We start from the raw sequence: 26,517 nt of genomic DNA on the forward strand, positions 1-26,517 counted from the left end.
AGGGACGGGGCCCGGCGGCTCGGCGGCTCGGCGGCTCGGCGGCTCGACCCACGGGTCAGGACTGGCGGACGTTCGCGTTGACCCAGTCCACGATCGACGTGGTGGTGGCGCCCGGAGTGAAGATCTCCGCCACGCCCTTCTCCTTCAGGGGGGCGATGTCGTCCTCCGGGATGATGCCGCCGCCGAAGACCTTGATGTCCTCCGCGTCCCGTTCCTTCAGCAGCTCCAGCACCCGCACGAACAGCGTGTTGTGGGCGCCGGAAAGGATCGAGAGGCCGATCGCGTCCGCGTCCTCCTGGATCGCGGTGTCCACGATCTGCTCGGGGGTCTGGTGCAGGCCGGTGTAGATGACCTCCATGCCCGCGTCCCGCAGCGCCCGCGCGATCACCTTGGCCCCGCGGTCGTGGCCGTCGAGACCCGGCTTGGCCACCACCACACGGATCGGACCGGTCACACCCATCGCACTGCCTCCCGAGTGAACGAACGTTAAGTACAGCATCGCGCACGAGCCCGTTTCGCGGTCAAGCAGGAGGGGGAAATCACACGTGGGAGCGTGGAACCACCGCCACTGGTTCACCGCCCCCGCCAGTGATTCACGGGGGAGCCGCACCGAGTCGTCCCGCCACCGTGCCGACAGCCGCACGGCACGGAGGCGGGGCACGTCGGCAGTACGGCCGCATTCCCAAGAGGCCCGGAGGCCGCCATGGGGCTGTCGATCACGCCGATATCCACACCTTTACCGCTCTCCGTCTCCCAGTCGGCGGCGGCCCTTCGGGCGGCCGTCCTCGAGGCGGTGGTGCTGACCGGGCACCTGGTCCTGTACCCCACTGGGGTTCTCGCGGAACGGCTCGCCGCCGACCCGGCCGGCGGGGCCGCCGACCAGCGGCCCCCGGTGCTGCTGCTGCACGGCTTCACCGACAACCGCTCGGTCTTCGTCCTGCTGCGCCGCTCCCTCGCGTCGGGCGGGCTGCGGCGGGTGGAGTCGTACAACTACTCACCGTTCACCCGCGACCTGCGCACCACCGCCGGGCACCTGGCCCGCCGCGTCGAGGAGCTGTGCGAGCGCAGCGGCCAGGAGCGGATCGACCTGGTCGGACACAGCCTCGGCGGGCTGGTCGCGCGGTACTACATCCAGCGGCTCGGCGGCGACGCCCGCGTGCGCACCCTGGTCACCCTCGGCACCCCGCACTCCGGCACCACCGTGGCGCCCTTCATGGACGCCCACCCGCTGGTCAGGCAGATGCGGCCGGGCTCCGAGGTCATGACGGAACTCGACGCTCCGGCCCCGGGCTGCCGGACCCGCTGCGTGGCCTTCTGGAGCGAGTTCGACGCCCTGATGACGCCCCCGGGGACGGCCCGCCTCGACCACCCCGACCTGATCGCCGAAAACGTGCTGGTCACCGGTATCGGCCACTTGGCGCTCCCGGTCCACCCCACCGTGATCAGCGCGATCCGGCGCGCCCTGGACGGCCCGCAGGCCCGTTCTTCGTCCGGCTCCGACGGAGCCGAAGTGCGCCGCATAGCCATCTGAGGCAGGGGAAACGCCGAACGGCCCACAGTCGAACGAATTTCGAACTCAAGGCCAAGGCTCGGTCTTCACGCGACCGAAAGACCGCCGAATGCCCGGTTCCCGTGAAGCCGAAACCCGCCGAAGATTGTCGTCTCCAGTAACCGCCGGGTACAGTCGCGCCACTGCTCTCCTCCGGGGAACCTCTCATTCCCCGGCCACCCAGGCCCCCACTGCCGAGGCGAAAGAGAAGTTGGTGAACGACCGCCCCTCGTCGGGCCAGTACCCCGAAAACGGGTACGACGGCCTCTCCACCACCACTTTCGCTGGTGACCCGACCTACGTTTCCTACGAAACGCAGGGTCACGGCTACAACTACGTTGATTCCGCCGCGTACGACGCCTACGGCTCGTACCAGTCGACCGGCAGCTACGACACCACCGCCTGGGCGGGACAGGAGAGTTACCTCTCCTCCGTGCCCAGCCAGGCCGGGCCCGAAGACGCCAGGGGTCAGTGGGACGCGAGCGCCTGGGCCGGCGCGAACACCGCCGCCTACCAACCGACTTCCTTCGGCTACGAGCCGTCGGGCACCGAGCAGTCCGCCGACCAGACCGCGCAGTGGAACACGTTCCCCGGGTACGGGCAACAGGACACCGGCGCGTACGACGCCACCGCCTGGAACACCGGCCAGGCCGACGGTTCCTACGACGCCGCCCCACACGACGGCACGCAGCACGACGGCGCGCAGCACGACGGCACGGCACACAACGGCACGACACACAACGGCTATGAGTCCTACGGCTACGAGGCGACCAGCGTCGTCCCGATCGTCATGCCGCAGGACGACCCCTCGCAGGCCTCGGACACCCACGGCGCCGACACCCACGGCGCCGACATCCACGGCGCCGACATCCACGCCGCCGAGACCGCCGTCTTCGAGACCCTCTCCGCCGACGACGGGCAGCAGTCCTCGGCCGCCGTGCACGCCATGGCCACCCAGACGATGCCGGTCACGCCCGGTCCCACGACGGCCGAGCCGCGCGCCTCGCGCCGGGCCGGCAGCAAGACGAGCGGCTCCAAATCGAGCGGCTCCAAGGTGGCCGGCGGTAAGGCGGGCAGCGCCAAGGCCGCCGCCGGCGGAAACAGCCGGCGCCGTACCCCGGCCAAACGCTCCGCCCTCCTGACGGTCGCAGTGCCTTCTGTCTGCGTCATGGGTGTCGCGGGCGTCGCGGCCGCCTCGGTCGGCGGGCTCACCGGAACCGACAAGCCCGCCCAGGACACCACCACGATGGCCGCGGCCGACCCGGCCTCGGTGAAACCCGTCGCGGCGAACAACAAGCTCGACACCCAGCTCACCGCCCTCAGCGCGGACGCCGGTGACTTCGCGGACCGCGCGAGCCGCACCCAGGAGCGCCTCGACCTGAAACAGCGTCAGGAAGAGGAGAAGAAGAAGCGGGCCGAGGAGGCCGCGGCCAAGGAGGCCGCCCGCCCCAAGTTCGCCGTCCCCGTCGCACAGCACGGCCTGAGCGCCGGGTTCGGGCAGGCCGGCGGCATGTGGATGTCCGTGCACACCGGCATCGACTTCCCGGTCTCCTACGGCACCCCGGTCATGGCCGCCACCGACGGCACCGTGCGCACGCAGTGGAACAGCGCCTACGGAAACATGGCCATAGTGACCTCCCCCGACGGTACGGAGACCTGGTACTGCCACCTCAGCAGCACCAAGATCCGCTCCGGCAAGGTCAAGGCCGGTGACGTCATCGCCTACTCCGGCAACTCCGGCAACTCCACCGGCCCGCACCTCCACTTCGAGGTCCGCCCCGGAGCCGGTTCCCCGATCGACCCGCAGGCGTGGCTGCGCAACCACGGCCTCGACCCGACGTAGGCCTTCCGGCCCCACGCCGGGCAGTGCCGCGGGCGCCCGGCTACAACTTCTGCACCGGCGCGTAGCGCAGGAGCAGCCGCTTCGGCTTGTCGTCCCCGAAGTCGATGGTGGCCTGCGCGTCCGCGCCCGCTCCGCGGACCTCCATGACGGTGCCCAGGCCGAACTGGTCGTGCGTGACCCGGTCGCCGACGGTCAGCGCGACGACCGGCTTTTCGGCGGCCCGGCGCGTCGCGAAGCCGGAGGGGCCCGACTTGGTGCGCGACGAGGAGAGGAACGCCTCGGGCGAGGTCCCGAACGATGCCTTGCCGCCGCCCGAACTGCGCATGGGACCGGCCGGTTTCTGGGAGGCGCCCGTCCGCTTCCACTGCAGGTACTCCGCCGGGATCTCCTCCAGGAAGCGTGACGGCGGGTTGTACGAGGGGGTGCCCCACGCGCTGCGCATCGAGGAGCGGGTCAGGTAGAGCCGCTCGCGCGCCCGGGTGATGCCGACGTACGCGAGGCGCCGCTCCTCCTCCAGTTCCTTGGTCTGGCCGAGCGCGCGCATGTGCGGGAAGACCCCGTCCTCCATGCCGGTCAGGAAGACCACGGGGAACTCCAGGCCCTTCGCCGTGTGCAACGTCATCAGCGTGATGACCCCGGTGCCCTCGGTGTCCTCGTCGGGGATCTGGTCGGAGTCGGCGACGAGCGCGACCTGTTCCAGGAACTCCGCCAGGGTGCCGCCCGCCGCGCCGGCCGCCGGCGTACCGGCGTCGTCGGCGCGGGCCTGCTCGAATTCGAGTGCCACCGCCGCGAGTTCCTGGAGGTTCTCGATCCGGGTCTCGTCCTGCGGGTCGGTCGACGCCTGGAGTTCGGCGAGGTAGCCCGTGCGCTCCAGCACCGCTTCCAGCACCACGGCGGGGCCCGCGCCGGATTCGACGATCGTGCGCAGTTCCTCCATCAGCGCGTTGAACCGCTTGACGGCGTTGGTGGAACGGGCGGCCATGCCGAAGGCCTCGTCCACCCGCCGCAGCGCCTGCGGGAAGGTGATCTTCTCGCGCATCGCGAGGGCGTCGATCATCGCCTCCGCCCGCTCGCCGATGCCGCGCTTGGGGACGTTGAGGATGCGCCGGAGCGGGACGTTGTCCTCGGGGTTCGCCAGTACGCGCAGGTAGGCGAGGACGTCGCGGACCTCCTTGCGCTCGTAGAAGCGGACGCCGCCGACGACCTTGTAGGGGAGGCCGACGCGGATGAAGATCTCCTCGAACACACGGGACTGCGCGTTGGTCCGGTAGAAGATCGCGACGTCGCCCGCCTTGGCGTCGCCCGCGTCCGTCAGCCGGTCGATCTCGTCGGCGACGAACTGGGCCTCGTCGTGCTCGGTGTCCGCGACGTAGCCGGTGATCACGGCGCCGGTGCCGGCCTCGGTCCACAGGTTCTTGGCGCGGCGGTTCTCGTTGCGCTCGATGACCGCGTTGGCGGCGGAGAGGATCGTCTGGGTGGAGCGGTAGTTCTGCTCCAGCAGGATCGTCGTCGCGTTCGGGTAGTCCTCCTCGAACTGGAGGATGTTGCGGATGGTCGCGCCGCGGAATGCGTAGATCGACTGGTCGGCGTCGCCCACCACGCACAGCTCGGCGGGCGGCAGGTCCGGGTATCCGGTGCCGACCAGCTCGCGCACCAGCGTGTACTGGGCGTGGTTGGTGTCCTGGTACTCGTCCACCAGCACGTGCCGGAAGCGGCGCCGGTAGTGCTCGGCGACGTCCGGGAACGCCTGGAGGAGGTGGACGGTGGTCATGATGATGTCGTCGAAGTCGAGGGCGTTGGCCTCGCGCAGCCGGCCCTGGTACATGGCGTAGGCCTGGGCGAGGGTCTTCTCGAAACCGTCGGCCGCCTGGCCCTCGAAGGCCTCTTCGTCGATGAGCTCGTTCTTGAGGTTCGAGACCTTGGCGTTGAACGCCTTCGGCGGGAACTTCTTCGGGTCGAGGTCCAGGTCCCGGCAGACGAGCGCCATCAGGCGCTTCGAGTCGGCCGCGTCGTAGATCGAGAACGAGGAGGTGAACCCGAGCCGCTTCGACTCGCGGCGCAGGATCCGTACGCAGGCGCTGTGGAAGGTGGAGACCCACATTGCGTTGGCGCGCGGGCCGACGAGGCCTTCGACGCGCTCCTTCATCTCGCCGGCGGCCTTGTTGGTGAAGGTGATCGCCAGGATCTGGCCGGGGTGGACGCCGCGGGCGCCCAGCAGGTGCCCGATGCGGTGGGTCAGCACCCGGGTCTTGCCGGAGCCGGCGCCGGCCACGATGAGCAGCGGTGAGCCCGCGTGCACCACGGCGGCGCGCTGTTCCGCGTTGAGCCCCTCAAGGAGCGCCGCCGGGTCGATGACGGGCTTGGGCGCCCCGTTGCGGTAGTAGGCGTCCCCGGTCATGGGCGCGTCGAACCGGCCCCCGAAGAGGTCGTCCGCGCCCGGCTCCGGGGCGGCGTGGTCCTCGGGCGGCGGGGGGACCTCGTCGGAGGGGGAGAGGTCCGCCAGGAAACTGTCGTCAAAGAGGCTGCTCATCGCTTTCCGAGTCTAGGGGGCGGGACCGACAGCCGGTTCCGTCCCGGGAAATCTCACAGACCCGGCCGCGCCCGCGAGGGGCGTGCCGCCTCAGCGCAGTACCAGCTCCAGCAGCCCGGGGAAGCGCCGTTCGAGGTCGTCGCGGCGCAGCGCGAGGTACTGCCTGCGACCCTCGGGGCGCTGGCAGATCACACCGCTCTCGCGCAGGGTCCGCAGGTGGTGCGTGACGGAGGAGCGGGGCAGGTCGGGGACGACCTCGCCGCAGAAGGCCTCTGCGCCCGAGGCGAGCCTGCGGACGATCTCCAGCCGCGCGGGGTGGCCGAGCGCCGCGAGCACCTCGGCGAGGTCGAGGGCGTCGGCGTCGGGGTGGGTGAGCTCGGCTGCGGCCATGCCCCCACTGTACGCAAATCACGTACGGACATTGCGCCATCGTACGAAGATCCCGTACGGTTGCCCACATCCAAACCGTACGAGATTCTCGTACGATACCGCTCCGACCGGAGGGCTCCCCCGTGACCACCACCGCACCCCTGGACGACGCCGCTCTCGCCGCCTCCCTCGACGGCGGCTTCACCAGCCACCACGCCGACGTCAACGGCACCCGGCTGCACTACGTCGACGGCGGCGCCGGCCGGCCGCTCGTGCTCCTCGGCGGCTGGCCGCAGACCTGGTGGCAGTGGCACAAGGTGATGCCCGCCCTCGCCCGCACGCACCGGGTCATCGCGGTGGACCTGCGCGGCATGGGCGGGTCCGCCAAGCCCGCGGGCGGCTACGACAAGAAGACGCTGGCCGCCGACGTCCGCGCCCTCCTCGCCCACCTCGGGATCGAGCGCGCCCACCTCGTGGGCCACGACATCGGCGCGATGGTCGCCTACGCCCACGCCGCCAACCACCCCGAGGCCACCGACCGGGTCGCCCTGCTCGACGTCTCGCACCCCGACCCGCAGTGGTACGAGGGCACGCTCCTCCCCCGGCCCGGCCGGTTCCACAAGTGGTGGTTCGCCTTCAACCAGGTGGAGGACCTCCCCGAACAGCTCCTCGCCGGCCGCTACCACCACCTCCTGGACTGGCTCTTCACGCACGCCGCCGCCGACCCCGCCGCCATCGACGCCCGCTCCCGTGCGGTCTACGCCCGCGCCTACGACTCCCCCGAGGCGGTCCGGGCGTCCAACGACTGGTACCGCGCCTTCCCCCAGGACATCGAGGACCTCGCCGGCTACACGCCGGTGACCGCCCCGCTGCTCGCGCTCGGCGGCGAGTTCAGCAACTACGAACTGCTGACCGGGGCGGTGCCGCCGCTGGGCACCGACACCCGGGTCGTCCGCATCGACAACAGCGGCCACTACCTCCCGGAGGAGCAGCCGGAGGCCGTCACCGGGGAGCTGCTCCGCTTCCTCGGCTGACGCCCGGCCTGGCCACGGGCCGCCGCCGGCCGCCCCGTACGCTCGACGCCATGGACGTACTGATCAGCGTTTTCCTCGGCCTGCACATCATCGGCATAGCCTCGCTCCTCGGCGGCTTCCTCACCCAGATGAAGGCGATGGGCGCGGGCACCGCCCGCTTCGTGCCCGCGATGCTGCACGGCGCGCTGACGATGCTGGTCACCGGCGTGCTGCTGGTGGGCTTCCGCGAGATGGACGGCGGCAGCGTCAACAACATCAAGATCGGTGTGAAGCTCGCGGTCCTGTTCGTCGTCCTTGCGCTCGTCTACGTCAAGCGTGACGAGGAGCAGGTGGACAAGGCGCTGTTCGGCGCGGTCGGCGGTCTGACCATGGCCAATATCTTTATCGCCGTCCTCTGGCACTGATCGTTCAACAACGGTCAGTTCGGAGCATCTCCTCCTCTCCCCGTTACCTCCAGGTTTAGCGTCCTCCCCCAAGACCAACGGAAGGACGTGAGGCCCCCGTGGCCAGTCATCGAAAGCCCAGGCAGCGCCCGCTCTCCGGCGGCACCGTACGGACCGCCGCCACCACCCTCGCCCTCGCGGGCGCTGCCACCGCCACCGCCTTCGAAGGCACCTCCCAGGCCGACCCCCGCCAGACCCCCACCCAGGTCAAGGCCGAGGTGGACCGGCTCTACCAGGACGCCGAAGCGGCCACCGAGCAGTACAACGGGGCGAAGGAGAAGGCCGACGAGGCCGAGCGCGCACTGTCCGGCCTGCGTGACGAGGCCGCCCGCAAGGCCGACCGCCTGGGCGCGGCCCGAAGCGCGCTCGGCGCGCTCGCGGCGGGCCAGTACCGCAGCGGGGGCCTGGGGCCCACCGTCCAGCTGGCGATGTCCGGCAACCCGCAGGAGTACCTCGACCGGACCGCGCTCCTGAACCGGGCCGGGGACCGCACCGCCGCCCAGGTGGCCGCCGTACGCCACGGGCTCGACGAGGCCGGCCGGCTGCGGGACGAGGCGGCCGAGCGGCTCGCGGACCTGCGCGCGCGGCGGGACGAACTCGCCGCCGCCAAGGCCACCGTCGAGGGCAAGCTGGACGCCGCCCGGCAGCTGCTGAACAAGCTCACCGCCGAGCAACGGGCCGCGTACGAGGCGCGGTCCGCGCCCGCCGGCCCGCAGGCTCCGTTGTCCGCCCCCGTCGGGGACGGCAGCCGCGCCGCCCGCGCGGTGGCGTTCGCGTACGGGGCGCTCGGCAAGCCGTACGTGTGGGGCGCCACCGGACCGGGGGCCTTCGACTGCTCCGGCCTCACCCAGGCGGCCTGGGGCGCGGCCGGGATCTCGCTGCCCCGCACCACCTACACCCAGATCAACGCCGGACAGCGCGTCTCCCGAGACCGGCTGGCCCCCGGCGACCTGGTGTTCTTCTACTCCGGGGTCACGCACGTCGGGCTCTACATCGGCGACGGCAAGATGATCCACGCCCCGCACCCCGGGGCGCCGGTCCGTATCGCCCCGATCGACTCGATGCCCTGGGCCGGCGCGGCCCGGCCCGCCTGAGGCGCTACGGCGCCCTGACCGTCTTGCTCAGCCAGTCGAAGGTCTGCGGGAGCTGCTTGGACCACGAGTCGAGGTTGTGGCCCCCGGTCACCTTCTCCGCGTGCACCGCGGTCGGGCTCTTCGCGATCGCCTTGAGGTCCATGCCGGACAGATAGCCGTCCTGCTCGGCCCCCGACATCCACAGCGAGACCGCGGGCGGCGCCGGCGCGGCCGTCAGCACGTTCTTGAGGTTGTGCGTGCGGCGCAGCTCCGGGTCCTTGGCGACGAGCGACGAGGGCTCCTGGCCGGGGTCGTTGTAGCCGGACAGGGAGACGGCCGCGCTGTACCGGTCGGGGTGGACCATCGCCAGCTTGGCGGCGCAGTAAGCGCCGGCGGAGTACCCGGCCACTCCCCAGGTGCGGGCCTCCGGCGAGACCCGGAAGTTGTCGGTGACCATCTTGCGGACGTCGACGCTGAACCAGCTGTCGGCGTTGACCTTGCCGGGGATGTTCGCGCAGCCGGTGTCGGCGTTGCCGAGCAGCATGGCGCGCGGCGAGACGAGGACGAAGGGCTGCACCTTGCCGCTCTTCATCAGCGGTTCCAGCACCTCGTGCGCCTTCAGGCCCTGGAACCAGGACTTGCCGGTTCCCGGTATGCCCGGGATCAGCTCGACCACGGGGAACTTCTTGTTCTTGTAGGCGGGGTCGTCGTACTGGGGCGGCAGCCACACCATCACGTCGCCCTTGACCCCGGAGACCTTGCCGTCGAGTTCGGTCTTCTTGACGCGGCCGCCGAGTCCCTCGACCGGCTGGAAGTCCTGGTGCACCTTGGGCTCGGCCTCGACCTTCTTCCCGCCGAGCCCGTCCAGCCCGAGGTCTGGGGCGGCCGTGACGTAGCTGCCGGTGCCGAGCAGATCACCCCAGGAGGCGTAGAAGGTCTCCTGCCGGTTCACCGCGACGAACACCAGCGCGACGGCCGTGACCTGCGCGAAGGCCACCATCAGGCAGCGCGTGGCGACGCGTACGACGACCGGCCCGCGCGCCCTGCCCCACAGCAGCAGCGGCAGCAGTACGGCGAGCACGGTCAGGGCGATCGCCGTGGCGAACAGGGGGGTGCCGGTCAAGCTCATCACGTCTGCCAAGAGGCCCGGCACGCGCACCGGGGTTCCCGTTCCCCGGTGCGTCGTTGATCACAGCCGGCCGGGCGCGGAACCCCTCACACCAGGCGTCGGGCCGTCGCCCAGCGGGTCAGCTCGTGCCGGTTGGAGAGCTGGAGCTTGCGCAGGACGGCGGAGACGTGCGACTCGACCGTCTTGACCGAGATGAACAGCTGCTTGGCGATCTCCTTGTACGCGTAGCCGCGCGCAATCAGCCGCAGCACCTCCCGCTCGCGCTGGGTGAGCCGGTCCAGGTCCTCGTCCACCGGCGGCGCGTCCGTCGAGGCGAACGCGTCGAGCACGAAGCCCGCCAGGCGCGGCGAGAACACCGCGTCCCCGTCCTGCACCCGGAAGACGGAGTCGACCAGGTCGGTGCCGGTGATGGTCTTGGTGACGTAGCCGCGGGCACCGCCGCGGATGACCCCGATGACGTCCTCGGCCGCGTCCGACACCGACAGCGCCAGGAACCGCACCGGGTTCTCGGCCGCCGCCATCAGCGGGGCGCAGCGCCGCAGTACCTCCACACCGCCGCCGCCGGGCAGGTGCACGTCGAGGAGCACCACCTCGGGGCGGGTGGCGGTGATGACGGTGACGGCCTGGTCCACGTCGGCCGCCTCGCCGACGACCTCGACACCGGTCCGGGCGGTGTCGCCGATCTCGGCCTGCACTCCGGTGCGGAACATCCGGTGGTCGTCCACGAGCACCACCCGGACGTTCCTGGTCTCCTGCGCCCCGCTGTCCTCGGTCATGCCGCCCTCTCCATCTCCAGCTCGACTTCCGTGCCGCCGCCGGGCGCGGACCGCAGCCGTGCGGTCCCGCCGTTGCGCCGCATCCGGCCGATGATCGATTCTCGTACGCCCATGCGGTCGTCCGGTACCGCGTCGACGTCGAAGCCCGGGCCCCGGTCCCGCACCGAGACGAACACCGTGCGGCCCTCGACTTCCGCGTAGACCTGTACGGGTCCGCCGTCGCCACCGTACTTGGCGGCGTTGACCATCGCCTCGCGCGCGGCCTGGATCTGGGCGGTCAGCTTCTCGTCGAGGGGGCAGTCGCCGACGACGACGACCTCGATCGGGACTCCGTGGTGGTCCTCCACGTGGGCGGCGGTCTGCTTCACGGCCTCCGCGAGGGTGGCGGGTTCCTCGGCCTCGTCCTTGCCGGTGCCCTCGGGCTTGTACAGCCAGTTCCGCAGCTCGCGTTCCTGGGCGCGCGCGAGGCGGCGCACCTCCCCGACGTCCTCGGCGTTGCGCTGGATCAGGGTGAGGGTGTGCAGCACCGAGTCGTGGACGTGGGCGGCCACTTCGGCCCGTTCCTGGGCCCGGATGCGCATCAGGCGTTCCTCGGAGAGGTCCTGGGTCATCCGGATCAGCCAGGGCCCGGCGAGCAGGGCGACGCCGACCAGGACGGCGAGCGTGGCGGTGAGGACGTTGCCCAGCTGGGCGGCGGAGCCACGGACGACTATGAAGACGGTCAGGCCGACACCGACCAGTACGACGCCGGCGAGCGCCCGGCCGACCTGGAGCAGGCGCTTCTGGCGTCCCGCGGCGGCGTTCCAGTGCGCGCGGCGGGCGTTGTCGGCCTGCCGCCACACGAGGACGACCCCGGCGCCGACCAGCAGCGTCGGCCAGACGTAACGGCCGTTGGAGCCGCCGACCCGGAGCTGGGAGAAGTAGATGGCGGCGCCGACGCACAGCGCGACCAGGGCGGTGAGCTGCCCCTTGTCGGGCTTGCGCAACCGCCGGGTACCGTCCGCCAGGGTCTCGAAGTAGGAGCGGTGGCCGGTGCGGCCGCCCACGCCGAGCGGTACGAAGACCCAGAACGCGGCGTACAGCAGCACGCCGAGGCCGTCCCCCCACATGAACATCGCGAGGAACGCGAGGCGGACCCAGATCACGGGCAGCCCGAGGTGCCCGGCGAGTCCGCGCGCGACTCCCCCGAGCATCCGCCCGTCGGCGCTGCGGTAGAGCTTGCGGTGCGGGGTGTCCTCGGGGTCCTTCGGCGCGTTCGGGATCCGGGGGGCGGCGGCTACGGGCATGCCACCGATGGTCACACGCCGGGCGGGCCGCGGTCATCAGGGCGTTCCCCCAGTTCAACCCGGGGGATATCAGGGTTGTCCCAGGGTCGGGCCGGATTCCACGGACCCGTGCGGCCCGTCACCATGGACCCATGACCGAAGTACACGACTCCCCACCGCAGGACGCCGCCGGGGCCCCCGCCCCGGACGGGCGTCCTGCGCTGCGCCGCAGCAAGCGCGACAAGGTCCTCGCGGGCGTGTGCGGCGGTCTCGGCCGGTATTTCGACCTGGACCCGGTGGTCTTCCGCATCGTGCTCGGTGTCCTCGCGGTGACCGGAGGCGTGGGCCTGATCTTCTACGGGTTCGCCTGGCTGCTGCTCCCCCTGGACGGCGAGGAGGACTCCGAGGCGAAGAGGCTGCTCACGGGCCGGGTGGAGGGGGCGACGCTGGCGGCGCTGTTCGCGGCGCTGGTGGGCTGCGCGCTGTTCCTGTCGATGCTGGACAACGGCGGCCTGGGGATCTTCTCCATCCTGGTCGTCCTGGCGCTCGGCGGGGCCGCGTACTGGTCCCGGCGCCACCGCGCCTCGGCCCCGCCGGAGCCGGCTTCGCCCGAGGCCCAGCGCGGCGCGGCGCACCGGCCGGTGCCGCCGCCCGAGACGCAGGCGCCGCCGGTGCCCGGCAGCCCCTCGTGGTGGCGGGATCCGCTGGTCAAGGACGGTACGACCGGTCCCGTGGGCTCGGCGGGCTACCTGTGGGGGCCGGACGACAGCGCCGCCGCGGGCGGCCCGGCCACCCCGGCGGCTCCGGCGCCCGCCGCCCGGGCGGTGCGCCCGGGCAGCGGGATCGGCGGCAGGGTGTTCGTCCTGGCATTGCTGGCGGGCGGCGCCGCCTGTGCGGCGGTGTGGCAGGGCAGCACCCTCTCGCACGCCCTCCAGGTGGGGCTGGCGGCGGCGCTGGCCGTCTTCGGGCTCGGCCTCGCGGTCAGTTCCGTCAAGGGCCGCACCGGCTCCGGCACCATGCTGCTGTCCCTGATCACCGCCGGGCTGCTGGCGGGGGCGGCCGTACTGCCCCGCGACATCGGTACGGACTGGCACGACGTGCGGTGGCGGCCGGCCGCGGTGGCGGACGTACGGCCGCTGTACTCCTCGGGGACCGGGCTCGCCACCTTGGACCTGAGCCGCCTGGACGTGCCGAAGGGCGGCACGCTGGCCGTCCGGGCGTCGATCGCAGCGGGCCGGCTGAAAGTGATCGTGCCCCGCGAGGTCACCGCGAAGACCGACGTCTCGGTCCGGGTGGGCGACATCCAGCTGCCCGGCGAGACGAGCCGGGACGTGCGGATCAAGAGCGGGGGCGAAACCCGGCGGGCGACCCTGCCCCCGGCCGCCGGCACCGAGGCCGGCGGGACGATCGAGCTGCACCTGGACGCGGGTGTGGGACAGGTGGAGGTGGCCCGTGCGGCGTCATGAGTTCCAGCCGGGACGGCTGATCGCGGGCCTGGCCCTGCTCGCGGGGGGCGTGCTCTACCTGCTCGACGCGACCGGCGAGGCCGACGCGCCCTGGTACGCCGTCGTCCCGATCACGATCGGCGGTTTCGTCCTGGCGGCCCTGGCCGGGCTGGTGACCTACGCGGTGCGCCGTGACCGGCGCGAGCGCAGCAGCGCGTCCAGCGACAGATAGGGCGCCCCGGCGAGGACCAGCGGCAGCCAGGCCATCAGGTAGGCCAGATCGTTTCCGTAGTAGTACGGGGAGACGGCCCAGGAGACCGTGAGCCACAGGCTGAGCGAGATCAGTGCGCCGCCGGTGGCCGCGATGCGGGTCAGCAGGCCCGCGAGGACGCCGAGGCCGACGAGCAGTTCACCGATGGCCAGGGCCACGGCGAAGCCGACGGGGGCCTTGAGGGCCAGGTCGACCAGGGCGGGCACGGCGGAGGTGTCCCGTACGCCGTGCATCAGCTCGCCGATGGAACCGGGGCCGGAGGCGGACAGGAACGCGGAGTCGGTGAGCTTGTCCAGACCCGCGTAGACGAAGGTCACGCCGAGGAAGATCCGCAGCGGGAGGAGCGCGTACCGGGCGGCGCGGCCCCGCAGGCCGGAGCCGGCCTCGGGAGGGACGTCGGCCGCGGAGAGATCAGTTCGGGTCACGCCCCATGTGTACCCCCTTCATTCGGCCACGTCGATGGCACAGCGGTTGGATTCCACCCCCGCGGCCGTGACTACCTGGATCTCGACCCGGCCCGGTTCCACCTCCGCCGGGACGGGCACGGTCAGCACGGTGTCCGACGGGTTGCTGAAGCCGCCCGCCACCGGCACCAGCGGCACGTGGACGTGCACGGCCCCGATCCGCACCACCAGCCGGGCCAGCATCTCCGGCGTCTGCGCGCCGGGCGGCACGAACCCGACGCCCCGGACCTCGATGTCGTCGCCGGGGCGGACGGCCGCGTCCAGGTCCCCGGGCTCCCGTCTGCGCACCACCGAGAGCACCAGCGGGCGGCTGCCCTCCGCGTACTTCGCCGCGAGGTACACCGCCGCCGACAGCGCCACCAGCAGGGTCAGCGCCCACGGGAGCCGCGGCAGCCGGTCGGGGAAGCGGGCCAGCGACACCGCCGCGTAGGCCAGCACCACCGTGGAGACCAGGACGTACTGTCCGTCGGGGAAGCTGCCCCGCCCCGCGTCGTCGGTGAGCAGGTCGGCCCCGCTGGGGTGGTCAGCGGGCAGCTTCTGCAGCCGCTGGCCGGCGATCCGTACGGAGACCACCCGGCGCACCAGCACCGCCACGCCCGAGGTCAGCGCGAGCACCGCCAGCAGCGGCAGCGCCCGCGCGAGCGCCAGCCCCTCGTACAGGGCCTCGCGTTCCGGTCCGGGCACGGAGGCGGCCAGCCGCAGTGCGGGCAGCAGCGCGGCGAAGGCGGTCAGTACCAGCCAGGCGACCGGCACGGCCTTCGAGGTGGACAGCCGGTTGTCCTCGCCGACCAGCGGGGCCAGCAGGCCGCCGCGCAGCGACTGGGCCCGGGCGGCGACGGTCAGCAGCCCGGCCAGCACCAGCGCCGCCAGCAGTCCGGCAGTGCGGGCGGTGGACCAGCCGGTGCCGAGCGCGGTGCCGATCTGGACCAGCAGCAGCACGCCGGCGGCGATCCACAGGGTAAGGACGGCCCGCCGGGAGAGCGTGTACAGCCAGGAGTGGCCGGCCTCCCGGCCCCGGTCGGCGACGGTGCGCGCGGACAGCGTCAACTCGTCGGAGACCCACTGCCGCGACGCCCCGGCGGAGCGGGCCACGGCGGCCGGCAGGCCCTGCCCGGCGGCGAACTCCTCCCGCTTCTCCAGGAACGCGGCGACCGCGCGGCGGTGACCCTCCCGGGCGCCGTGCGGGCAGTCGTCGCAGGTGCAGGTGCCGCCGTGGGTACTTCTGGGGATCTCTTGGACAGCCACGTGCGTGCCGCCTCTCTGAACTCCGGTGCGATGCCAGCGAATTGTGCACCACTGCGGCAGTGTTCCGGATTGCGCACGATGTCAGAGCAGGTGATTAACCGTTCATGATGTTGACGTCACCCGGCCGGGCGTCCTCGGCGGCCCGCGCGCGGGGCCCGTCCGCCACCGTCTGCCACAGCGGCTGGTAGCTCACCCAGGCGGCCAGGTCCGTCCCGAAGCGCTCCCGCGTCGCCACGGCTGCCCGGTGGCCGACGGGCACCGGCTTGCCGGCCGCCCGCGCGGTCAGCTGCACCTGCGCCGCCCGCTCGGCGGCGATGAACCACCAGGCGGCCGCGTCCACGGAGCCGCCGACCGTCAGCAGCCCGTCGTTGCGCAGGATCAGCGCCTTGTACGGGCCGAGCGCGCGGGCGGTGCGTACGGGGTCCTGCGGCTCGGCGTACTCGTCCAGCAGCGCGTGGTCCTCGTAGAAGGCGCAGGCCTCCCGGGTGACCGGGGCCAGCAGCTCGCCGAGCGCCGCCAGCGCCCTGCCGTACGGGGCCTGTGCGCGGACCACCGCCACCACGTCGGGGCGGGCCCGGTGTACGGCGGCGTGCGCGGCGAAGGCCAGCTGGTTGACCCGCCGGGGCCCTTGGAGCACCTGCCCGTCCCCGTCCGCGAGCAGCAGGTCGGCGGGGGTCAGGGCGGCGAAGGCCCGGCCGAAGGGGTTCACCCAGTAGCAGTCCTCGAACTCGGGGTCGCGGGCGGTGATGTGGCCGCCGACCCCGTCCTCGTAGCCGAGCCGCGCGAAGAGCCGCAGCGCCCCGGCGAGCCGTTCCTTGCGGTGGGCGCGCTCGTGCGCCGGGTCCGTGTGCACGGGCGGCAGCTCGAAGCCCAGCCGCTCCGGGGGCACGGGTGCGGGTCGCTCGGCCATGGCCCCTCCTTCGGTCGCGGCGCAAGGTACCGGCGGGCACCCGAAGAGGCCATACACGCGGCGAAGCCGCCGTTCCCCATCCGGGGAACGGCGGCTTCGTCAGCGGGTACGGGCGGGGATCACTCCCACTCGATGGTGCCCGGCGGCTTGCTGGTGCAGTCCAGGACCACGCGGTTCACGTCCGGCACCTCGTTGGTGATGCGGGTCGAGATCCGGCCGAGCACCTCGTACGGCATGCGCGTCCAGTCGGCGGTCATCGCGTCCTCGGACGAGACGGGGCGCAGCACGATCGGGTGGCCATAGGTGCGGCCGTCGCCCTGGACGCCCACGCTGCGCACGTCGGCGAGCAGGACGACCGGGCACTGCCAGATCTCCCGGTCCAGGCCGGCCGCGGTGAGCTCCTCGCGGGCGATGGCGTCGGCCTCGCGCAGCAGGTCCAGGCGCTCCTTGGTGACCTCGCCGACGATGCGGATGCCGAGGCCGGGGCCGGGGAAGGGCTGGCGGTGGACGATCTCGTCCGGCAGGCCGAGCTCCTGACCGACCATCCGGACCTCGTCCTTGAACAGCTGGCGCAGCGGCTCGACGAGCTCGAACTCGATGTCGTCGGGGAGACCGCCCACGTTGTGGTGGGACTTGATGTTGGCGGTGCCGGTGCCGCCACCGGACTCGACCACGTCCGGGTACAGGGTGCCCTGGACCAGGAACGCCACGGCCGGGCCGCCCTCGGCCTCCGCGATGATCTCGGCCTGGGCCTGCTCGAAGACGCGGATGAACTCGCGGCCGATGATCTTCCGCTTGGTCTCCGGGTCGGAGACGCCGGCGAGCGCGTTCAGGAAGCGGTCCTGGGCGTCGACGACCTTGAGCTGGACGCCGGTCGCGTTGACGAAGTCCTTCTCGACCTGCTCGGTCTCGCCCTTGCGCATCAGACCGTGGTCGACGTACACGCAGGTCAGCTGGGAGCCGATGGCCTTCTGCACGAGGGCGGCGGCGACGGCGGAGTCCACGCCGCCGGAGAGGCCGCAGATGGCGCGCTTGTCGCCGACCTGCTCGCGGATGGCCGCGACCTGCTCCTCGACGATGTTGCCGGTGGTCCAGGTGGGCTTGAGGCCCGCGCCGCGGTAGAGGAAGTGCTCCAGCACCTGCTGGCCGTGCGTGGAGTGCATGACCTCGGGGTGGTACTGCACGCCGTACAGCTTCTTCTCGTCGTTCTCGAACGCGGCGACGGGCACGACGTCGGTCGAGGCGGTGACGGAGAAGCCCTCCGGGGCGGCGGAGCAGGCGTCGCCGTGCGACATCCAGACCGACTGGTTGTCGGGGGTGCCCTCGAAGAGGGTGGAGCCGGCCTTGGAGACGGCGAGCGGGGTGCGGCCGTACTCGCGGGCGCCGGTGTTGTCGACCTGTCCGCCGAGCGTGGTGGCCATCAGCTGGAAGCCGTAACACATGCCGAAGACGGGGACCCCGGCCTCGAAGATCGCGCGGTCGAGCTGCGGGGCGCCTTCTTCGTAGACGGAGGACGGGCCGCCGGAGAGGATGATCGCCTTGGGGTCCTTGGCCAGCATCTCGGCCACGGGCATGGTGCTGGGCACGATCTCGCTGTAGACCCGTGCCTCGCGGACGCGGCGGGCGATGAGCTGGGCGTACTGTGCGCCGAAGTCGACGACGAGAACCGTGTCCGGGGCGCTGTCGTGGGCGGCGGAGGGTGCTTCTGGCACGGGGGCGGCCTTCCGGCGGAGAAAAGGTGGCTGTTCTGTCGATTCTAACGGCGACGGCACCCCCTGCTTCGTCGTACCGTCCGAGCCTTCCCGCACCGTGACGCAGGGCGATCCCCCGCTCACACCGCGCGCCGGGCGTCGCCGATCACCCGTTGCGCGTCGGCGCCGTAGACGGCGGACTCGCGGAGCGTGTTCCAGACGCGGTCGTACGTCGCGACGCTGTCTGCGTCGTCGAGCCACAGCTCGGCGTGCCAGTCCTCCACGATCACGAGCCGCTCGTCGTAGATCCAGAAACCGTTGCCCGGGTGGATCTTCAAAGGGTTCGAGAACGGAACGATGCCCAGCTCGACCGTGTCGAGGCCGATGACGCTCAGCAGCCTGTCGAGCTGCGCCGCGAGGACTGACGGTGGACACACCAGGGCGTGCAGCGCCCCTTCCCACATCATGATGTGGTGCCGCTTGCCGGAGTCGTACAGCGCTTCCTGGCGGCGTACCCGTGCCCGCACCGCGGCCTCGGTGTCCCGAGGCGACTGCATGAGGTCGGCGTGCCGGGTGAAGACGGCCCGGGCGTAGTCGGCCGTCTGGAGCATGCCGGCGACGATGCAGTTCTCCCAGATGCGCAATGTGGTGGTGCGGGCGTGCTCGGCGGTGATGGCGTCCTGCACCGCTCGGTGTCCGGAGGCCAGTTGGCGGCGCCATGAGCGGATGTGGGATTCGAAGCCCTTGAGCCGTGCCTGAAGTTCGTCGGCGGCGTCCGGGCTGCCGGTCGCTTGCGCCCAGGCCCGCAGGTCGTCGGCCGTCGCGGTCTGCCGCCCGTTCTCCAGCTTGTAGACCTTGGAGTGCGTCCAGCCGAGCAGCTCCGCCAGCTGTGTGCCGGTGAGCCGACCCGCAGGGCCCGATACCCGCAGGTCTCGGAGCCTGGCCCCGAGCGCGGCCCGTGCCTTCTGAAAGTCTGTGCTCACCGGTCACACGCTACTTACGGGCCGCCTAGCCGGCCAGGCCCGCCGCGAACGCCTCGTAGCGAACCGCGTAGTGCCACGCCGCGTCGCGGATCTGGGCGTAACGGTTGACGGCCACCGGCTCCGTGATCAGCTCCACGTCGACCAGGTTGTCGGCCTCGTCGAAGTTGAGGAGGGCCACGAACCGGGAGTCGAAGATCCAGAAGTCTTCGGCGGGCAGCCGCAGGCGGTCCGCCTCCTCCCGCCAGAGGTTGCGGATGTCCTCACCCACGGCGCAGTTCCGCTTGGCGTTGTCGAGCAGGTAGAGCTGCCCCACGGACGGCGGGTTGTCGACGATCCGCACCCGCTCGAAGCGTTTGCCCTGATCCGTCTGTCCCCGGACGGTGCGGGACCAGGCGTCGTCGTAGTCCCACTGGACGGGCTCACCGGCCACGAACTGGTCATAGGTTTCATCAGCCTCGTCGGACGCGAAGCGCCGCCTGGTCTCCAACCTCCAGGCCGTGTGCTCGAAGTTCTCGAAGAGCCGCCCGAAGGCGTCGAGGTCGATGACGTGCGGAACGCGCTCCGCCTCCTTGGGCCCGAAGTCCACCAGCAGCTCCCTCGGGACCACGACCGGGACCTCGCCCTCACCGAGATGCTGGAGCTGCTCGATGTCCTCCGGGTCCGTGAGTGGCCTTCCCTGAACGATGATCTCCCCGCTGTCCAGATCCTGATGCACGGCGGGGCAACCGCCGCCGACCGAACCCGTGCCGTTGAAACGCAGTCGCCGTGCCATGAACTCGCCCCTTCCGTCGGGAACTTCCACGCCCAGCATCCACGGATCCCGGACGGCGCAGTAGGTCATACCCAAGACCATGAGGGAACATCCGAGAACATCCACGCGGGGGGTGAGAACAAACGAGAACACGGCCTCGCGGCCTCAAGTCGCCATCCCTACCGTCCGTTTCATGGCAACGCAGACCACCATGAGCCCCCCGGTCCACCTCTCCCTGCCCGCCGGGGCGCCCAGACCCGCAGCCGGGTGCGATGTGTGCGCCGCGCTCGCCAGGCAGCGGTCGGAGGCGCACCGGAGGGGCGACCGCTCGGCGGTGTCGGACTGCAACGTGGAGATCGTCGCCCACCGCGGGCGGGACGGGTGCTGAGGCGGCCGGTGTACGGGTACGTCGCGCACACCATCCGGCACGCGCCCGAGGGCGGGATCACCTACGAGGCGTTCTGCGCGGCCCCCCGCTGCGGGGCCGACTCCGGGCCGCAGGACGCGCAGGAAGCCGCGCAGGACTGGGCCCTGCGGCACACCGGGCTGACCGGCCACGACCTGTTCCGCCGGGTGTTCACCGACCATGCGCGCGTCACGCGCCCGGCCGCCGGGCCGTCTCACGATCCGGGCGGGGTTGGCCGGGAAGGGGACGGGTGGTAATAATCCCTTCCATGCGCAAGCAGCTGAGCTTCCTCTTTACCTATGGCACCGGCCGGTCCGGTCGCCATGGGTCCTCGTGATGCTCGCTTGAGCCGCTGACTTCCCAGAGCGCCCCGGTCCGAGAGGACCGGGGCGCTCCGCGTTTCCGCTCCTGTCGGCACGAACCACAGGAGAACTGCCATGACCACGATCACCACCACCCCCGAGCAGCTGATCGCCGGCTCCCGCGCGCGCATCGACGCGATCGACGACCGGATCATCGGCCTGATCCAGGAGCGGATGGCCGTCTCGACGGTCATCCAGGAGGCCCGGATCGGCTCCGGCGGGCGCCGGGTGCACCTGTCGCGCGAGATGGAGGTGCTCTCGCATTGGAGCGATGCCCTCGGCAAGCCCGGTACCTCGCTCGCCATGACCCTGCTGGAACTGTGCCGCGGCCGCGTCTGAGGCCGCGGCGGTGCGGGCGCCGACGGGCGGCCGTTCGTCACCCGTCCGGAGCGTGACCGGTCCCGGCCGCCTTCGTTGATGCCGGTGTCCGCGCCAGCCAGGCGCGGGTCGGCACCACCACGCGTGGCTCCACGGGAGCGTGAGACGTACCGCCCGACGGGTGTGCGTCGTGGGACCTCGCTCCCGCGCGTGACCGGACGGCAGGGGACAGCAGCCCGGTCACCCCGAGGGGACGGCCGGCCGGGGGGACGCCCCGGGCCGGCCGTTCCGTCGCCCGCTAGCCGCGCACACCCCGTCGGCGTACGGCCACGTACAGCGCGCCGCCCGCCGCGACCAGCGCCGCGGCGCCGACCGCGAGCGGCCCGACCGTGCTGCCGGTGGAGGCCAGGTTGCCGCCCTGCGCGGTGGTTCCGGTACCGGCACCGGACGCCTTGGCCGTGGGCGAGGCGCTCGCCGACGCGCTCGTGGAGGGGGACGGGGACGGGGACGGGCTGCCGCTCGTCGACGGGCCGGGGGTCGGGCCGGTGCCCGTACCGCTCTTGGCGTTGATGACGACGGCGGCGGTGTTGTCCGCCGCGTTCGGGTCGAAGGCGTGCGGCCGCGGCGCGGCCGTGCCCCAGTCGCCCACGGTGACGGAGCCCTTCGCGTCCTCCACCACCTTCTCCAGCTTCAGATCGAAGGGGTAGACCACCTTCTCGCTCTCGCTCACCCGGTTCCCGAGCGCGCACTCGTAGCGCGGCGCGCCGAGCTGCTCGGCGCGCTTGGTGCCGTCCGCGTCGACGGCCAGGCACTCCTCCGGCTTGCGGGTGACCTTCGCACCCTCGGGCACCACGACGACCGTGCGGGCCAGCGGGTCCGCCGGGCGGGCGGCGCGGATCCAGGCCGGGCCCTTGTTCTCGAACACGAACGCCGTCTTGAGGGTGTCGCCCGCGTTGCCCTTGAGGGACACCGGGCTCGTCGCGAAGTCGGCGGTGTTCTCGGTGCGGAAGGTGAACTCACGGCGGTTGTCGCCCGGGTTCAGGTCCACCGCGCGCAGCGCGGGCGCGGCCGGGGCGCTTTTCACGGGGGCCGCGGTCAGCTTCCGGCCGGTCGCCGCCTTGCTGCTCCACGAGGCCGCCTTCGGCTCGTCGCCGGCCGGGTGGATGCCGTAGACGAGGGTGTCGTCGTAGGCGTGCGCGGTGGCCTTGACGTGCAGCGGGCTGTCGCCGGCCAGCTCGTAGACGGCGCCGGGGACGAAGTCGCCCTCGACGGCGCAGAGCACGGTGGTCAGGTCGCCCGCGGTGCGGGAGCGGCAGTTGTCGTACGTCTCGACGAGTTCCATGCCGCGCGTGGTGCCCAGCTCCAGGACCACGCCCTTCGCCGCCTGCGTGCCCTCGTTGGCGAACACCAGCGGCATGGGCTGGCTCTCGCCCGGCTTGAGCTCCTTCTTGAGCTTCATCTCCCGCATCACCAGGTCGGGGCCGCCGACACTGACCTTGGTGGTGACGGGGGTGACGGTGGCACCCGGGACCTTGCCCGTCACCGTGATCTCGCCCGTCGCGCCGTTCGCGGCTCCCTTGGCGGCGGCGACGTCCAGTTCCAGGCTGACCGGCAGGCCGCGGTAGGCACAGACCAGTTCGCCCTCCCTCTCGATGCACTGGTGCGAGGGGCCACTCGCGTGCTCCCGCACCGTGGCGACGCCTGCGACCTTGCGCAGGTCGACGGTGAACAGGCCGGCGAAAGGCGTCCCGGTGGCCGGGTGGTCCAGGCTGATGCTCAGCCGCTGCTCCCTGGCCCCGTCGCCGCCGACGGGCAGCGGGAGGTCCAGGGCAGAGGGGCCGACGAGGGGAAAGACGGGATCCGCGGCGTTCGCGGGGACGGCGGCCGTACCCAGGGCCGCCAGGCCGCACGCGGCCAGCAGGGAGATGCGCTTTCTCATGTCCCCCTTGACCCCCGAAGGCGCGGCGCAGTTGCCCGCGCCGCTGTGTGATGGACGCCACAGCCTGGTCGCGGGGATTCCGCTACAACCTTCTACGGCGGCCACCGGTCACTCATGTGTGCACGGCGGGCACCGCGCTCGGAGGGGGAGCGCGGTGCCCGCCGTTGTCGTACCCGGTGCCCGGCGCGGTCAGTGCCCGGATTCCGTTTGCCTCGGGGGAATTTCCGGCACCGCCAGGAACGGCAGCCGCAGCGCGCCGAACGCCTCTTTCGGGACGGCCGGGGCGACCGGTTCCACGGCGGCCAGCCGGACGTATCCGGCGCCCTGCGCGGGACGCGGGTCAGGCTCGCCCTTGTTGGGCCAGTACGACATCGCCCGCTCCGCCTGCGCCGTGATCGTCAGCGACGGATTGACGCCGAGGTTCGCGGAGACCGCCGCACCGTCGACCACCGAGATGCCCGGATGCCCGTACAGCCGGTGGTAGGGGTCCACGACGCCTTCCTCGCGTGACGCGCCGATCGGGCAGCCGCCGAGGAAGTGAGCGGTCAGCGGGGTGCCCGTCAGTTCACCGACGTTGCTGCCGGGGAAACCGTTGATCTCCTCGGCCAGCAGGGTCGCGGCCTCGGTGGCTTCCGCGATCTGCACCGGGTTGGGGGCGCCGTGGCCCTGGCGGGCCGTCAGCAGGCCCTTGCCGAGCCCGCCGGGCTTGCGGTACGTGGTCAGGGAGTTGTCCAGGGACTGCATGACCAGGCCGATGATGGTCCGCTCCGACCAGCGGCGGTTGGACAGCGAGCGCAGCAGCTGTACGGGGTGGGTGGCGGTCCGGGTGAGCCAGGCCCGTACCCGGTGCTTGTGGTGGGGCACCTGGAGGATGGTCATGAACCCCATGGCGTTGGAGCCCTTGCCGTAGCGGACGGGCTCGATGTGGGTGTCCGCGTTGGGGTGCACCGACGAGGTGATGGCGACGCCCTTGGTGAAGTCGGCCCGGGCGGCCCCGCCGTGGCGCCTGCGGTAGCGGCGGTCGTCGGTCTGTGCGCCGACCAGCCCCTCGGAGTTGGTCCGGGTCAGGTCGCCGAGCCGGTCCGAGATGCCGGGCAGTTCACCGCGGTCCTTCATCGTGTGCAGCAGGGTCTGGGTGCCGTACGTGCCCGCCGCGACGACCACGTACCGGGCGCGCAGCACCTTGGCCCGGCCCCTGCGCCGGTTGTCGGTGGGCACCGTGCGCACGCGGTGGCCGCCGTCGGGGTGTTCGGAGAGCGCGGTGACGGTGGTCATGGGGTGGATGACGGCGCCCGCGCGTTCCGCGAGATGGAGGTAGTTCTCGGTGAGGGTGTTCTTCGCGCCGTGCCGGCAGCCCGTCATGCACTCGCCGCATTCGGTGCAGGCCCTGCGGGCGGGCCCGGCGCCGCCGAAGTACGGGTCGGGCACCTCCTCGCCCGGCCGGACCCCGCCGTGCCCGCCGGCATCCTCGCCGTCGCCGAAGAAGACGCCGACCGGGGCCATGTGGAAGGAGTCCCCCACGCCCATCTTCTCGGCGACCGCCTTGAGGTGGACGTCGGAGGGGGTCATCGTCGGGTTGAGCCGTACGCCGAGCATCCGCTTGGCCTGGTCGTAGTACGGGGCGAGTTCCTCGCGCCAGTCGGTGATCGACGCCCACTGCCGGTCCTCGAAGAAGGCGGCGGGCGGCACGTACAGGGTGTTGGCGTAGTTGAGGGAGCCGCCGCCCACCCCGGCGCCCGCGAGCACCATCACGTTGCCGAGCAGGTGGATGCGCTGGATCCCGTACAGCCCGAGGGCCGGGGCCCACAGGTAGTTGCGCAGGTCCCAGCTGGTGCGGGGCAGACTCTCGCGGGTGAAGCGGCGTCCTGCCTCCAGGACGGCGACCCGGTACCCCTTCTCGGTGAGCCGCAGTGCCGAGACCGACCCCCCGAAGCCCGATCCGATGACGATGACGTCGTAGTCGTACGACACTGCCGTGCCTCCCAGTCGGTGGTGCCGTGCTAGCGCAGGCGGAGGGCCTTCATGATCTTGAGGCTGCGGGTCATGAACTCGGCGTACTTCTCGTCGTCCATGCCCAGCGAGGGCGCCATCGGCAGCAGCCGCTGGTGGGCGACGGTCTGCGCCTCGGTGTACTTGAGGATGCCCTCGGAGCCGTGCCGGCGGCCGAGGCCGGAATCCTTCATGCCGCCCATCGGCGACTGGGCGCTGCCGTAGGCGGGGGCGTAGCCCTCGTTGATGTTGACGGTGCCGGTGCGCAGGCGGGCGGCGACGGCGTGGCCCCGGCGGGCGTCCCTGGTCCAGACGCTGGAGTTGAGCCCGTACGGGGTCGCGTTGGCCAGGGCGACGGCCTCGTCCTCGTCGGTGAACCGGTAGATCGAGACGACGGGGCCGAAGGTCTCCTCCCCGCACACCGCCATCGGGGCGTCGACGCCGTCGAGGATGGTCGGCTCGTAGAAGAGCGGGCCGATGTCGGGGCGGGCGACGCCGCCCGCGACCAGGGTGGCGCCCTTGGCGACGGCCTCGTCCACGTGCCGCCGTACGGTCTCCAGCTGCCGTTCGCCGACGAGCGAGCCCATGTCGGCGCCGTAGGCGAGGGAGTTGCCGAGCCGCATCGCCTTGGTGCGGGCGGCGAAGCGCTCGACGAACGCGTCCGCGACCGAGGCGTGGACGTAGAGCCGCTCGATGGAGATGCACAGTTGGCCCGCGGAGGAGAAGCAGGCGCGGACGGCGCCCGCGGCGGCCTTCTCCACGTCGGCGTCGTGCAGGACGAGCATGGCGTTCTTGCCGCCGAGCTCCAGGCTGACGCCGACCAGGCGGGCGGCCGCGCCCTGGGCGACCTCGCGGCCGGTGCGGGTGGAGCCGGTGAAGGAGACGTAGTCGGCGTGCCGGACCACCTCGGGGCCGACGACGGGGCCCTCGCCGAGCACGATCTGGAACACCTCGGCGGGCAGCCCCGCCTCGATCAGCAGGTCACGGGCCCACAGCGCGGTGAGCGCGGTCTCCGTGTCGGGCTTCATGACGACCGCGTTGCCCGCCACGAAGGCGGGCAGCGCGTCGCCGACGGACAGTTCGAGGGGGTAGTTCCAGGGGGCGATCTGGCCGACGACGCCGCGCGGCTGGCGCAGCTCGGTGACCTTGGTCAGGGTGGGTATCGCCCCGGTGTGGCCCTTGGGCCGCAGGTAGGACGCGGCCTTGCGGCCGTAGTGGCGGGCCCCGACGGCGACGGCCTGGACCTCTTCGTGGGCGTGCAGGCGGGCCTTGCCCGTCTCCAGCTGGATGAGGTCGAGCACCTCGGCCTGCCGCTCCAGGACGAGGTCGTGGAAGCGGAGCAGGACGGCCGCGCGCCGCCGTACGGGGACGGCCGCCCAGGCGCTCTGCGCCGCCCGGGCGCGCTCGAAGGCCGTGGCCACGTCCTCGGGGGTGGCCTCGGGCAGGTCCGCCAGCTTGGCCCCGGTGAAGGGCGTGTGGTTGGCGGTGCGGCCCGAGCCGATCACTCCGCGGGTCAGCCGGGCGACCAGGTCGGGGGTCACCACGTCGGCCGCGGTGCGGGCGCCGGCCGGGGCGGCGGCTACCGGGTTGGTGGGCTGCGGTGCGGAGCGGAGGGGGGCGGCGGGGGCCTGCGAGTCCGTCATGGCGGTGAGCGTATGCCGCCCCGGGGCCTTTGGGTACCCGTCGGTAACCGGATTTTGCCATTTCCGCCAGTGTCCGCTGGCAGGATGAC

At 72.1% G+C, this 26,517-nt stretch carries 25 protein-coding genes; 10 read left to right on the forward strand and 15 right to left on the reverse strand.

All coding sequences use genetic code 11. From position 1 onward, the window contains the following. Nucleotides 1–55: 55 nt before the first annotated feature. On the reverse strand, nt 56–460 hold the full coding sequence (locus ACWGH1_RS26715) for a cobalamin B12-binding domain-containing protein (protein WP_453352868.1): 405 nt from the start codon (nt 458–460) through the stop codon (nt 56–58). Nucleotides 461–703: 243 nt separating this feature from the next. On the opposite strand from ACWGH1_RS26715, the gene ACWGH1_RS26720 reads away from it, so the two are divergent. Together ACWGH1_RS26720 and ACWGH1_RS26725 are read left to right on the forward strand one after the other, a co-directional pair. Further along, a complete protein-coding gene (locus ACWGH1_RS26720; protein WP_453352867.1) occupies nt 704–1,531 on the forward strand; it encodes an esterase/lipase family protein in 828 nt (275 codons plus the stop codon). Nucleotides 1,532–1,760: 229 nt separating this feature from the next. Further along, nucleotides 1,761–3,392: a M23 family metallopeptidase gene (locus tag ACWGH1_RS26725; RefSeq protein ID WP_453409070.1), complete on the forward strand. Its 1,632-nt coding sequence runs from the start codon at nt 1,761–1,763 to the stop codon at nt 3,390–3,392. A gap of 40 nt (nt 3,393–3,432) precedes the next feature. On the opposite strand, the gene pcrA is transcribed toward ACWGH1_RS26725, so the two are convergent. Together pcrA and ACWGH1_RS26735 are read right to left on the reverse strand one after the other, a co-directional pair. Next, nucleotides 3,433–5,922 (reverse strand): DNA helicase PcrA, encoded by a 2,490-nt coding sequence (gene pcrA / locus ACWGH1_RS26730; RefSeq protein ID WP_453352865.1) that lies wholly within the window; start codon nt 5,920–5,922, stop codon nt 3,433–3,435. A gap of 90 nt (nt 5,923–6,012) precedes the next feature. Further along, entirely contained in the window at nt 6,013–6,312 is a 300-nt protein-coding gene (locus ACWGH1_RS26735) for an ArsR/SmtB family transcription factor (RefSeq protein WP_453352864.1), read from the reverse strand. 122 nt (nt 6,313–6,434) lie between these two features. On the opposite strand from ACWGH1_RS26735, the gene ACWGH1_RS26740 reads away from it, so the two are divergent. From ACWGH1_RS26740 to ACWGH1_RS26750, 3 genes are all read left to right on the forward strand, one after another. Next, nucleotides 6,435–7,325, forward strand: a complete 891-nt coding sequence (locus ACWGH1_RS26740) for an alpha/beta fold hydrolase (protein WP_453352863.1) — start codon at nt 6,435–6,437, stop codon at nt 7,323–7,325. A 50-nt stretch (nt 7,326–7,375) separates the two neighbouring features. Continuing rightward, nucleotides 7,376–7,729, forward strand: a complete 354-nt coding sequence (locus tag ACWGH1_RS26745; RefSeq protein WP_453352862.1) for a hypothetical protein — start codon at nt 7,376–7,378, stop codon at nt 7,727–7,729. A 98-nt stretch (nt 7,730–7,827) separates the two neighbouring features. Further along, nucleotides 7,828–8,862 carry an NlpC/P60 family protein gene (locus tag ACWGH1_RS26750; RefSeq protein WP_453352861.1) on the forward strand — a complete coding sequence of 345 codons (1,035 nt, stop codon included), beginning with the start codon at nt 7,828–7,830 and terminating at the stop codon, nt 8,860–8,862. A 4-nt stretch (nt 8,863–8,866) separates the two neighbouring features. On the opposite strand, the gene ACWGH1_RS26755 is transcribed toward ACWGH1_RS26750, so the two are convergent. The 3 genes from ACWGH1_RS26755 to ACWGH1_RS26765 form a co-directional block, all read right to left on the reverse strand. After that, nucleotides 8,867–9,970: an alpha/beta hydrolase gene (locus ACWGH1_RS26755; RefSeq protein ID WP_453352860.1), complete on the reverse strand. Its 1,104-nt coding sequence runs from the start codon at nt 9,968–9,970 to the stop codon at nt 8,867–8,869. 86 nt (nt 9,971–10,056) lie between these two features. Continuing rightward, nucleotides 10,057–10,746: a LuxR C-terminal-related transcriptional regulator gene (locus ACWGH1_RS26760; protein WP_453352859.1), complete on the reverse strand. Its 690-nt coding sequence runs from the start codon at nt 10,744–10,746 to the stop codon at nt 10,057–10,059. After that, nucleotides 10,743–12,032: a PspC domain-containing protein gene (locus ACWGH1_RS26765; RefSeq protein WP_453352858.1), complete on the reverse strand. Its 1,290-nt coding sequence runs from the start codon at nt 12,030–12,032 to the stop codon at nt 10,743–10,745. The genes ACWGH1_RS26760 and ACWGH1_RS26765 overlap by 4 nt, the downstream gene beginning before the upstream one ends. A 131-nt stretch (nt 12,033–12,163) precedes the next feature. Between ACWGH1_RS26765 and ACWGH1_RS26770 the strand changes: the two genes are divergently transcribed. Further along, nucleotides 12,164–13,477, forward strand: coding sequence for a PspC domain-containing protein (locus tag ACWGH1_RS26770; RefSeq protein WP_453409071.1), 1,314 nt, complete (start codon nt 12,164–12,166; stop codon nt 13,475–13,477). Continuing rightward, entirely contained in the window at nt 13,464–13,688 is a 225-nt protein-coding gene (locus ACWGH1_RS26775) for a hypothetical protein (protein WP_453356789.1), read from the forward strand. The genes ACWGH1_RS26770 and ACWGH1_RS26775 overlap by 14 nt, the downstream gene beginning before the upstream one ends. On the opposite strand, the gene ACWGH1_RS26780 is transcribed toward ACWGH1_RS26775, so the two are convergent. From ACWGH1_RS26780 to ACWGH1_RS26805, 6 genes are all read right to left on the reverse strand, one after another. Beyond that, on the reverse strand, nt 13,634–14,152 hold the full coding sequence (locus ACWGH1_RS26780; RefSeq protein ID WP_453356788.1) for a DoxX family protein: 519 nt from the start codon (nt 14,150–14,152) through the stop codon (nt 13,634–13,636). The two genes, ACWGH1_RS26775 and ACWGH1_RS26780, sit on opposite strands and share 55 nt — an antisense overlap. An 18-nt stretch (nt 14,153–14,170) precedes the next feature. After that, nucleotides 14,171–15,436: a hypothetical protein gene (locus ACWGH1_RS26785; protein ID WP_453356787.1), complete on the reverse strand. Its 1,266-nt coding sequence runs from the start codon at nt 15,434–15,436 to the stop codon at nt 14,171–14,173. A 94-nt stretch (nt 15,437–15,530) separates the two neighbouring features. After that, on the reverse strand, nt 15,531–16,346 hold the full coding sequence (locus ACWGH1_RS26790) for a class II aldolase/adducin family protein (protein ID WP_453356786.1): 816 nt from the start codon (nt 16,344–16,346) through the stop codon (nt 15,531–15,533). Between the two features lie 119 nt (nt 16,347–16,465). Next, complete coding sequence (gene guaA, locus ACWGH1_RS26795) at nt 16,466–18,058, reverse strand: glutamine-hydrolyzing GMP synthase (RefSeq protein WP_453356515.1); 1,593 nt, start codon at nt 18,056–18,058, stop codon at nt 16,466–16,468. A 119-nt stretch (nt 18,059–18,177) separates the two neighbouring features. Then, a complete protein-coding gene (locus ACWGH1_RS26800; protein WP_453356514.1) occupies nt 18,178–19,020 on the reverse strand; it encodes a helix-turn-helix domain-containing protein in 843 nt (280 codons plus the stop codon). A gap of 25 nt (nt 19,021–19,045) precedes the next feature. Beyond that, on the reverse strand, nt 19,046–19,792 hold the full coding sequence (locus ACWGH1_RS26805) for a DUF6879 family protein (RefSeq protein WP_453356513.1): 747 nt from the start codon (nt 19,790–19,792) through the stop codon (nt 19,046–19,048). A gap of 172 nt (nt 19,793–19,964) precedes the next feature. Between ACWGH1_RS26805 and ACWGH1_RS26810 the strand changes: the two genes are divergently transcribed. From ACWGH1_RS26810 to ACWGH1_RS26820, 3 genes are all read left to right on the forward strand, one after another. Continuing rightward, complete coding sequence (locus ACWGH1_RS26810; RefSeq protein WP_453356512.1) at nt 19,965–20,159, forward strand: hypothetical protein; 195 nt, start codon at nt 19,965–19,967, stop codon at nt 20,157–20,159. An 8-nt stretch (nt 20,160–20,167) separates the two neighbouring features. Further along, nucleotides 20,168–20,434: a DUF7848 domain-containing protein gene (locus ACWGH1_RS26815; RefSeq protein WP_453356511.1), complete on the forward strand. Its 267-nt coding sequence runs from the start codon at nt 20,168–20,170 to the stop codon at nt 20,432–20,434. A gap of 180 nt (nt 20,435–20,614) precedes the next feature. Next, nucleotides 20,615–20,878 carry a chorismate mutase gene (locus ACWGH1_RS26820; protein WP_453409072.1) on the forward strand — a complete coding sequence of 88 codons (264 nt, stop codon included), beginning with the start codon at nt 20,615–20,617 and terminating at the stop codon, nt 20,876–20,878. Between the two features lie 277 nt (nt 20,879–21,155). Here ACWGH1_RS26820 and ACWGH1_RS26825 read toward each other — a convergent pair whose 3' ends face one another. From ACWGH1_RS26825 to ACWGH1_RS26835, 3 genes are all read right to left on the reverse strand, one after another. Then, nucleotides 21,156–22,796: a peptidase gene (locus ACWGH1_RS26825; protein WP_453409073.1), complete on the reverse strand. Its 1,641-nt coding sequence runs from the start codon at nt 22,794–22,796 to the stop codon at nt 21,156–21,158. 189 nt (nt 22,797–22,985) lie between these two features. Then, nucleotides 22,986–24,782: a GMC oxidoreductase gene (locus tag ACWGH1_RS26830; RefSeq protein ID WP_453357063.1), complete on the reverse strand. Its 1,797-nt coding sequence runs from the start codon at nt 24,780–24,782 to the stop codon at nt 22,986–22,988. 14 nt (nt 24,783–24,796) lie between these two features. Further along, nucleotides 24,797–26,428, reverse strand: a complete 1,632-nt coding sequence (locus ACWGH1_RS26835; RefSeq protein ID WP_453409074.1) for a succinic semialdehyde dehydrogenase — start codon at nt 26,426–26,428, stop codon at nt 24,797–24,799. Nucleotides 26,429–26,517: the final 89 nt, after the last annotated feature.

It is taken from the genome of Streptomyces sp. NPDC054883 (assembly GCF_053610645.1).

What these genes read in the sequence shown, in the direction of transcription:
- ACWGH1_RS26715 (WP_453352868.1), bottom strand. Translation starts at nt 460, where the DNA reads ATGGGTGTGACCGGTCCGATCCGTGTGGTGGTGGCCAAGCCGGGTCTC.
- ACWGH1_RS26720 (WP_453352867.1), top strand. Translation starts at nt 704, where the DNA reads ATGGGGCTGTCGATCACGCCGATATCCACACCTTTACCGCTCTCCGTC.
- pcrA (WP_453352865.1), bottom strand. Translation starts at nt 5,922, where the DNA reads ATGAGCAGCCTCTTTGACGACAGTTTCCTGGCGGACCTCTCCCCCTCC.
- ACWGH1_RS26735 (WP_453352864.1), bottom strand. Translation starts at nt 6,312, where the DNA reads ATGGCCGCAGCCGAGCTCACCCACCCCGACGCCGACGCCCTCGACCTC.
- ACWGH1_RS26745 (WP_453352862.1), top strand. Translation starts at nt 7,376, where the DNA reads ATGGACGTACTGATCAGCGTTTTCCTCGGCCTGCACATCATCGGCATA.
- ACWGH1_RS26755 (WP_453352860.1), bottom strand. Translation starts at nt 9,970, where the DNA reads ATGAGCTTGACCGGCACCCCCCTGTTCGCCACGGCGATCGCCCTGACC.
- ACWGH1_RS26760 (WP_453352859.1), bottom strand. Translation starts at nt 10,746, where the DNA reads ATGACCGAGGACAGCGGGGCGCAGGAGACCAGGAACGTCCGGGTGGTG.
- ACWGH1_RS26765 (WP_453352858.1), bottom strand. Translation starts at nt 12,032, where the DNA reads ATGCCCGTAGCCGCCGCCCCCCGGATCCCGAACGCGCCGAAGGACCCC.
- ACWGH1_RS26770 (WP_453409071.1), top strand. Translation starts at nt 12,164, where the DNA reads ATGACCGAAGTACACGACTCCCCACCGCAGGACGCCGCCGGGGCCCCC.
- ACWGH1_RS26790 (WP_453356786.1), bottom strand. Translation starts at nt 16,346, where the DNA reads ATGGCCGAGCGACCCGCACCCGTGCCCCCGGAGCGGCTGGGCTTCGAG.
- ACWGH1_RS26805 (WP_453356513.1), bottom strand. Translation starts at nt 19,792, where the DNA reads ATGGCACGGCGACTGCGTTTCAACGGCACGGGTTCGGTCGGCGGCGGT.
- ACWGH1_RS26810 (WP_453356512.1), top strand. Translation starts at nt 19,965, where the DNA reads ATGGCAACGCAGACCACCATGAGCCCCCCGGTCCACCTCTCCCTGCCC.
- ACWGH1_RS26820 (WP_453409072.1), top strand. Translation starts at nt 20,615, where the DNA reads ATGACCACGATCACCACCACCCCCGAGCAGCTGATCGCCGGCTCCCGC.
- ACWGH1_RS26825 (WP_453409073.1), bottom strand. Translation starts at nt 22,796, where the DNA reads ATGAGAAAGCGCATCTCCCTGCTGGCCGCGTGCGGCCTGGCGGCCCTG.
- ACWGH1_RS26835 (WP_453409074.1), bottom strand. Translation starts at nt 26,428, where the DNA reads ATGACGGACTCGCAGGCCCCCGCCGCCCCCCTCCGCTCCGCACCGCAG.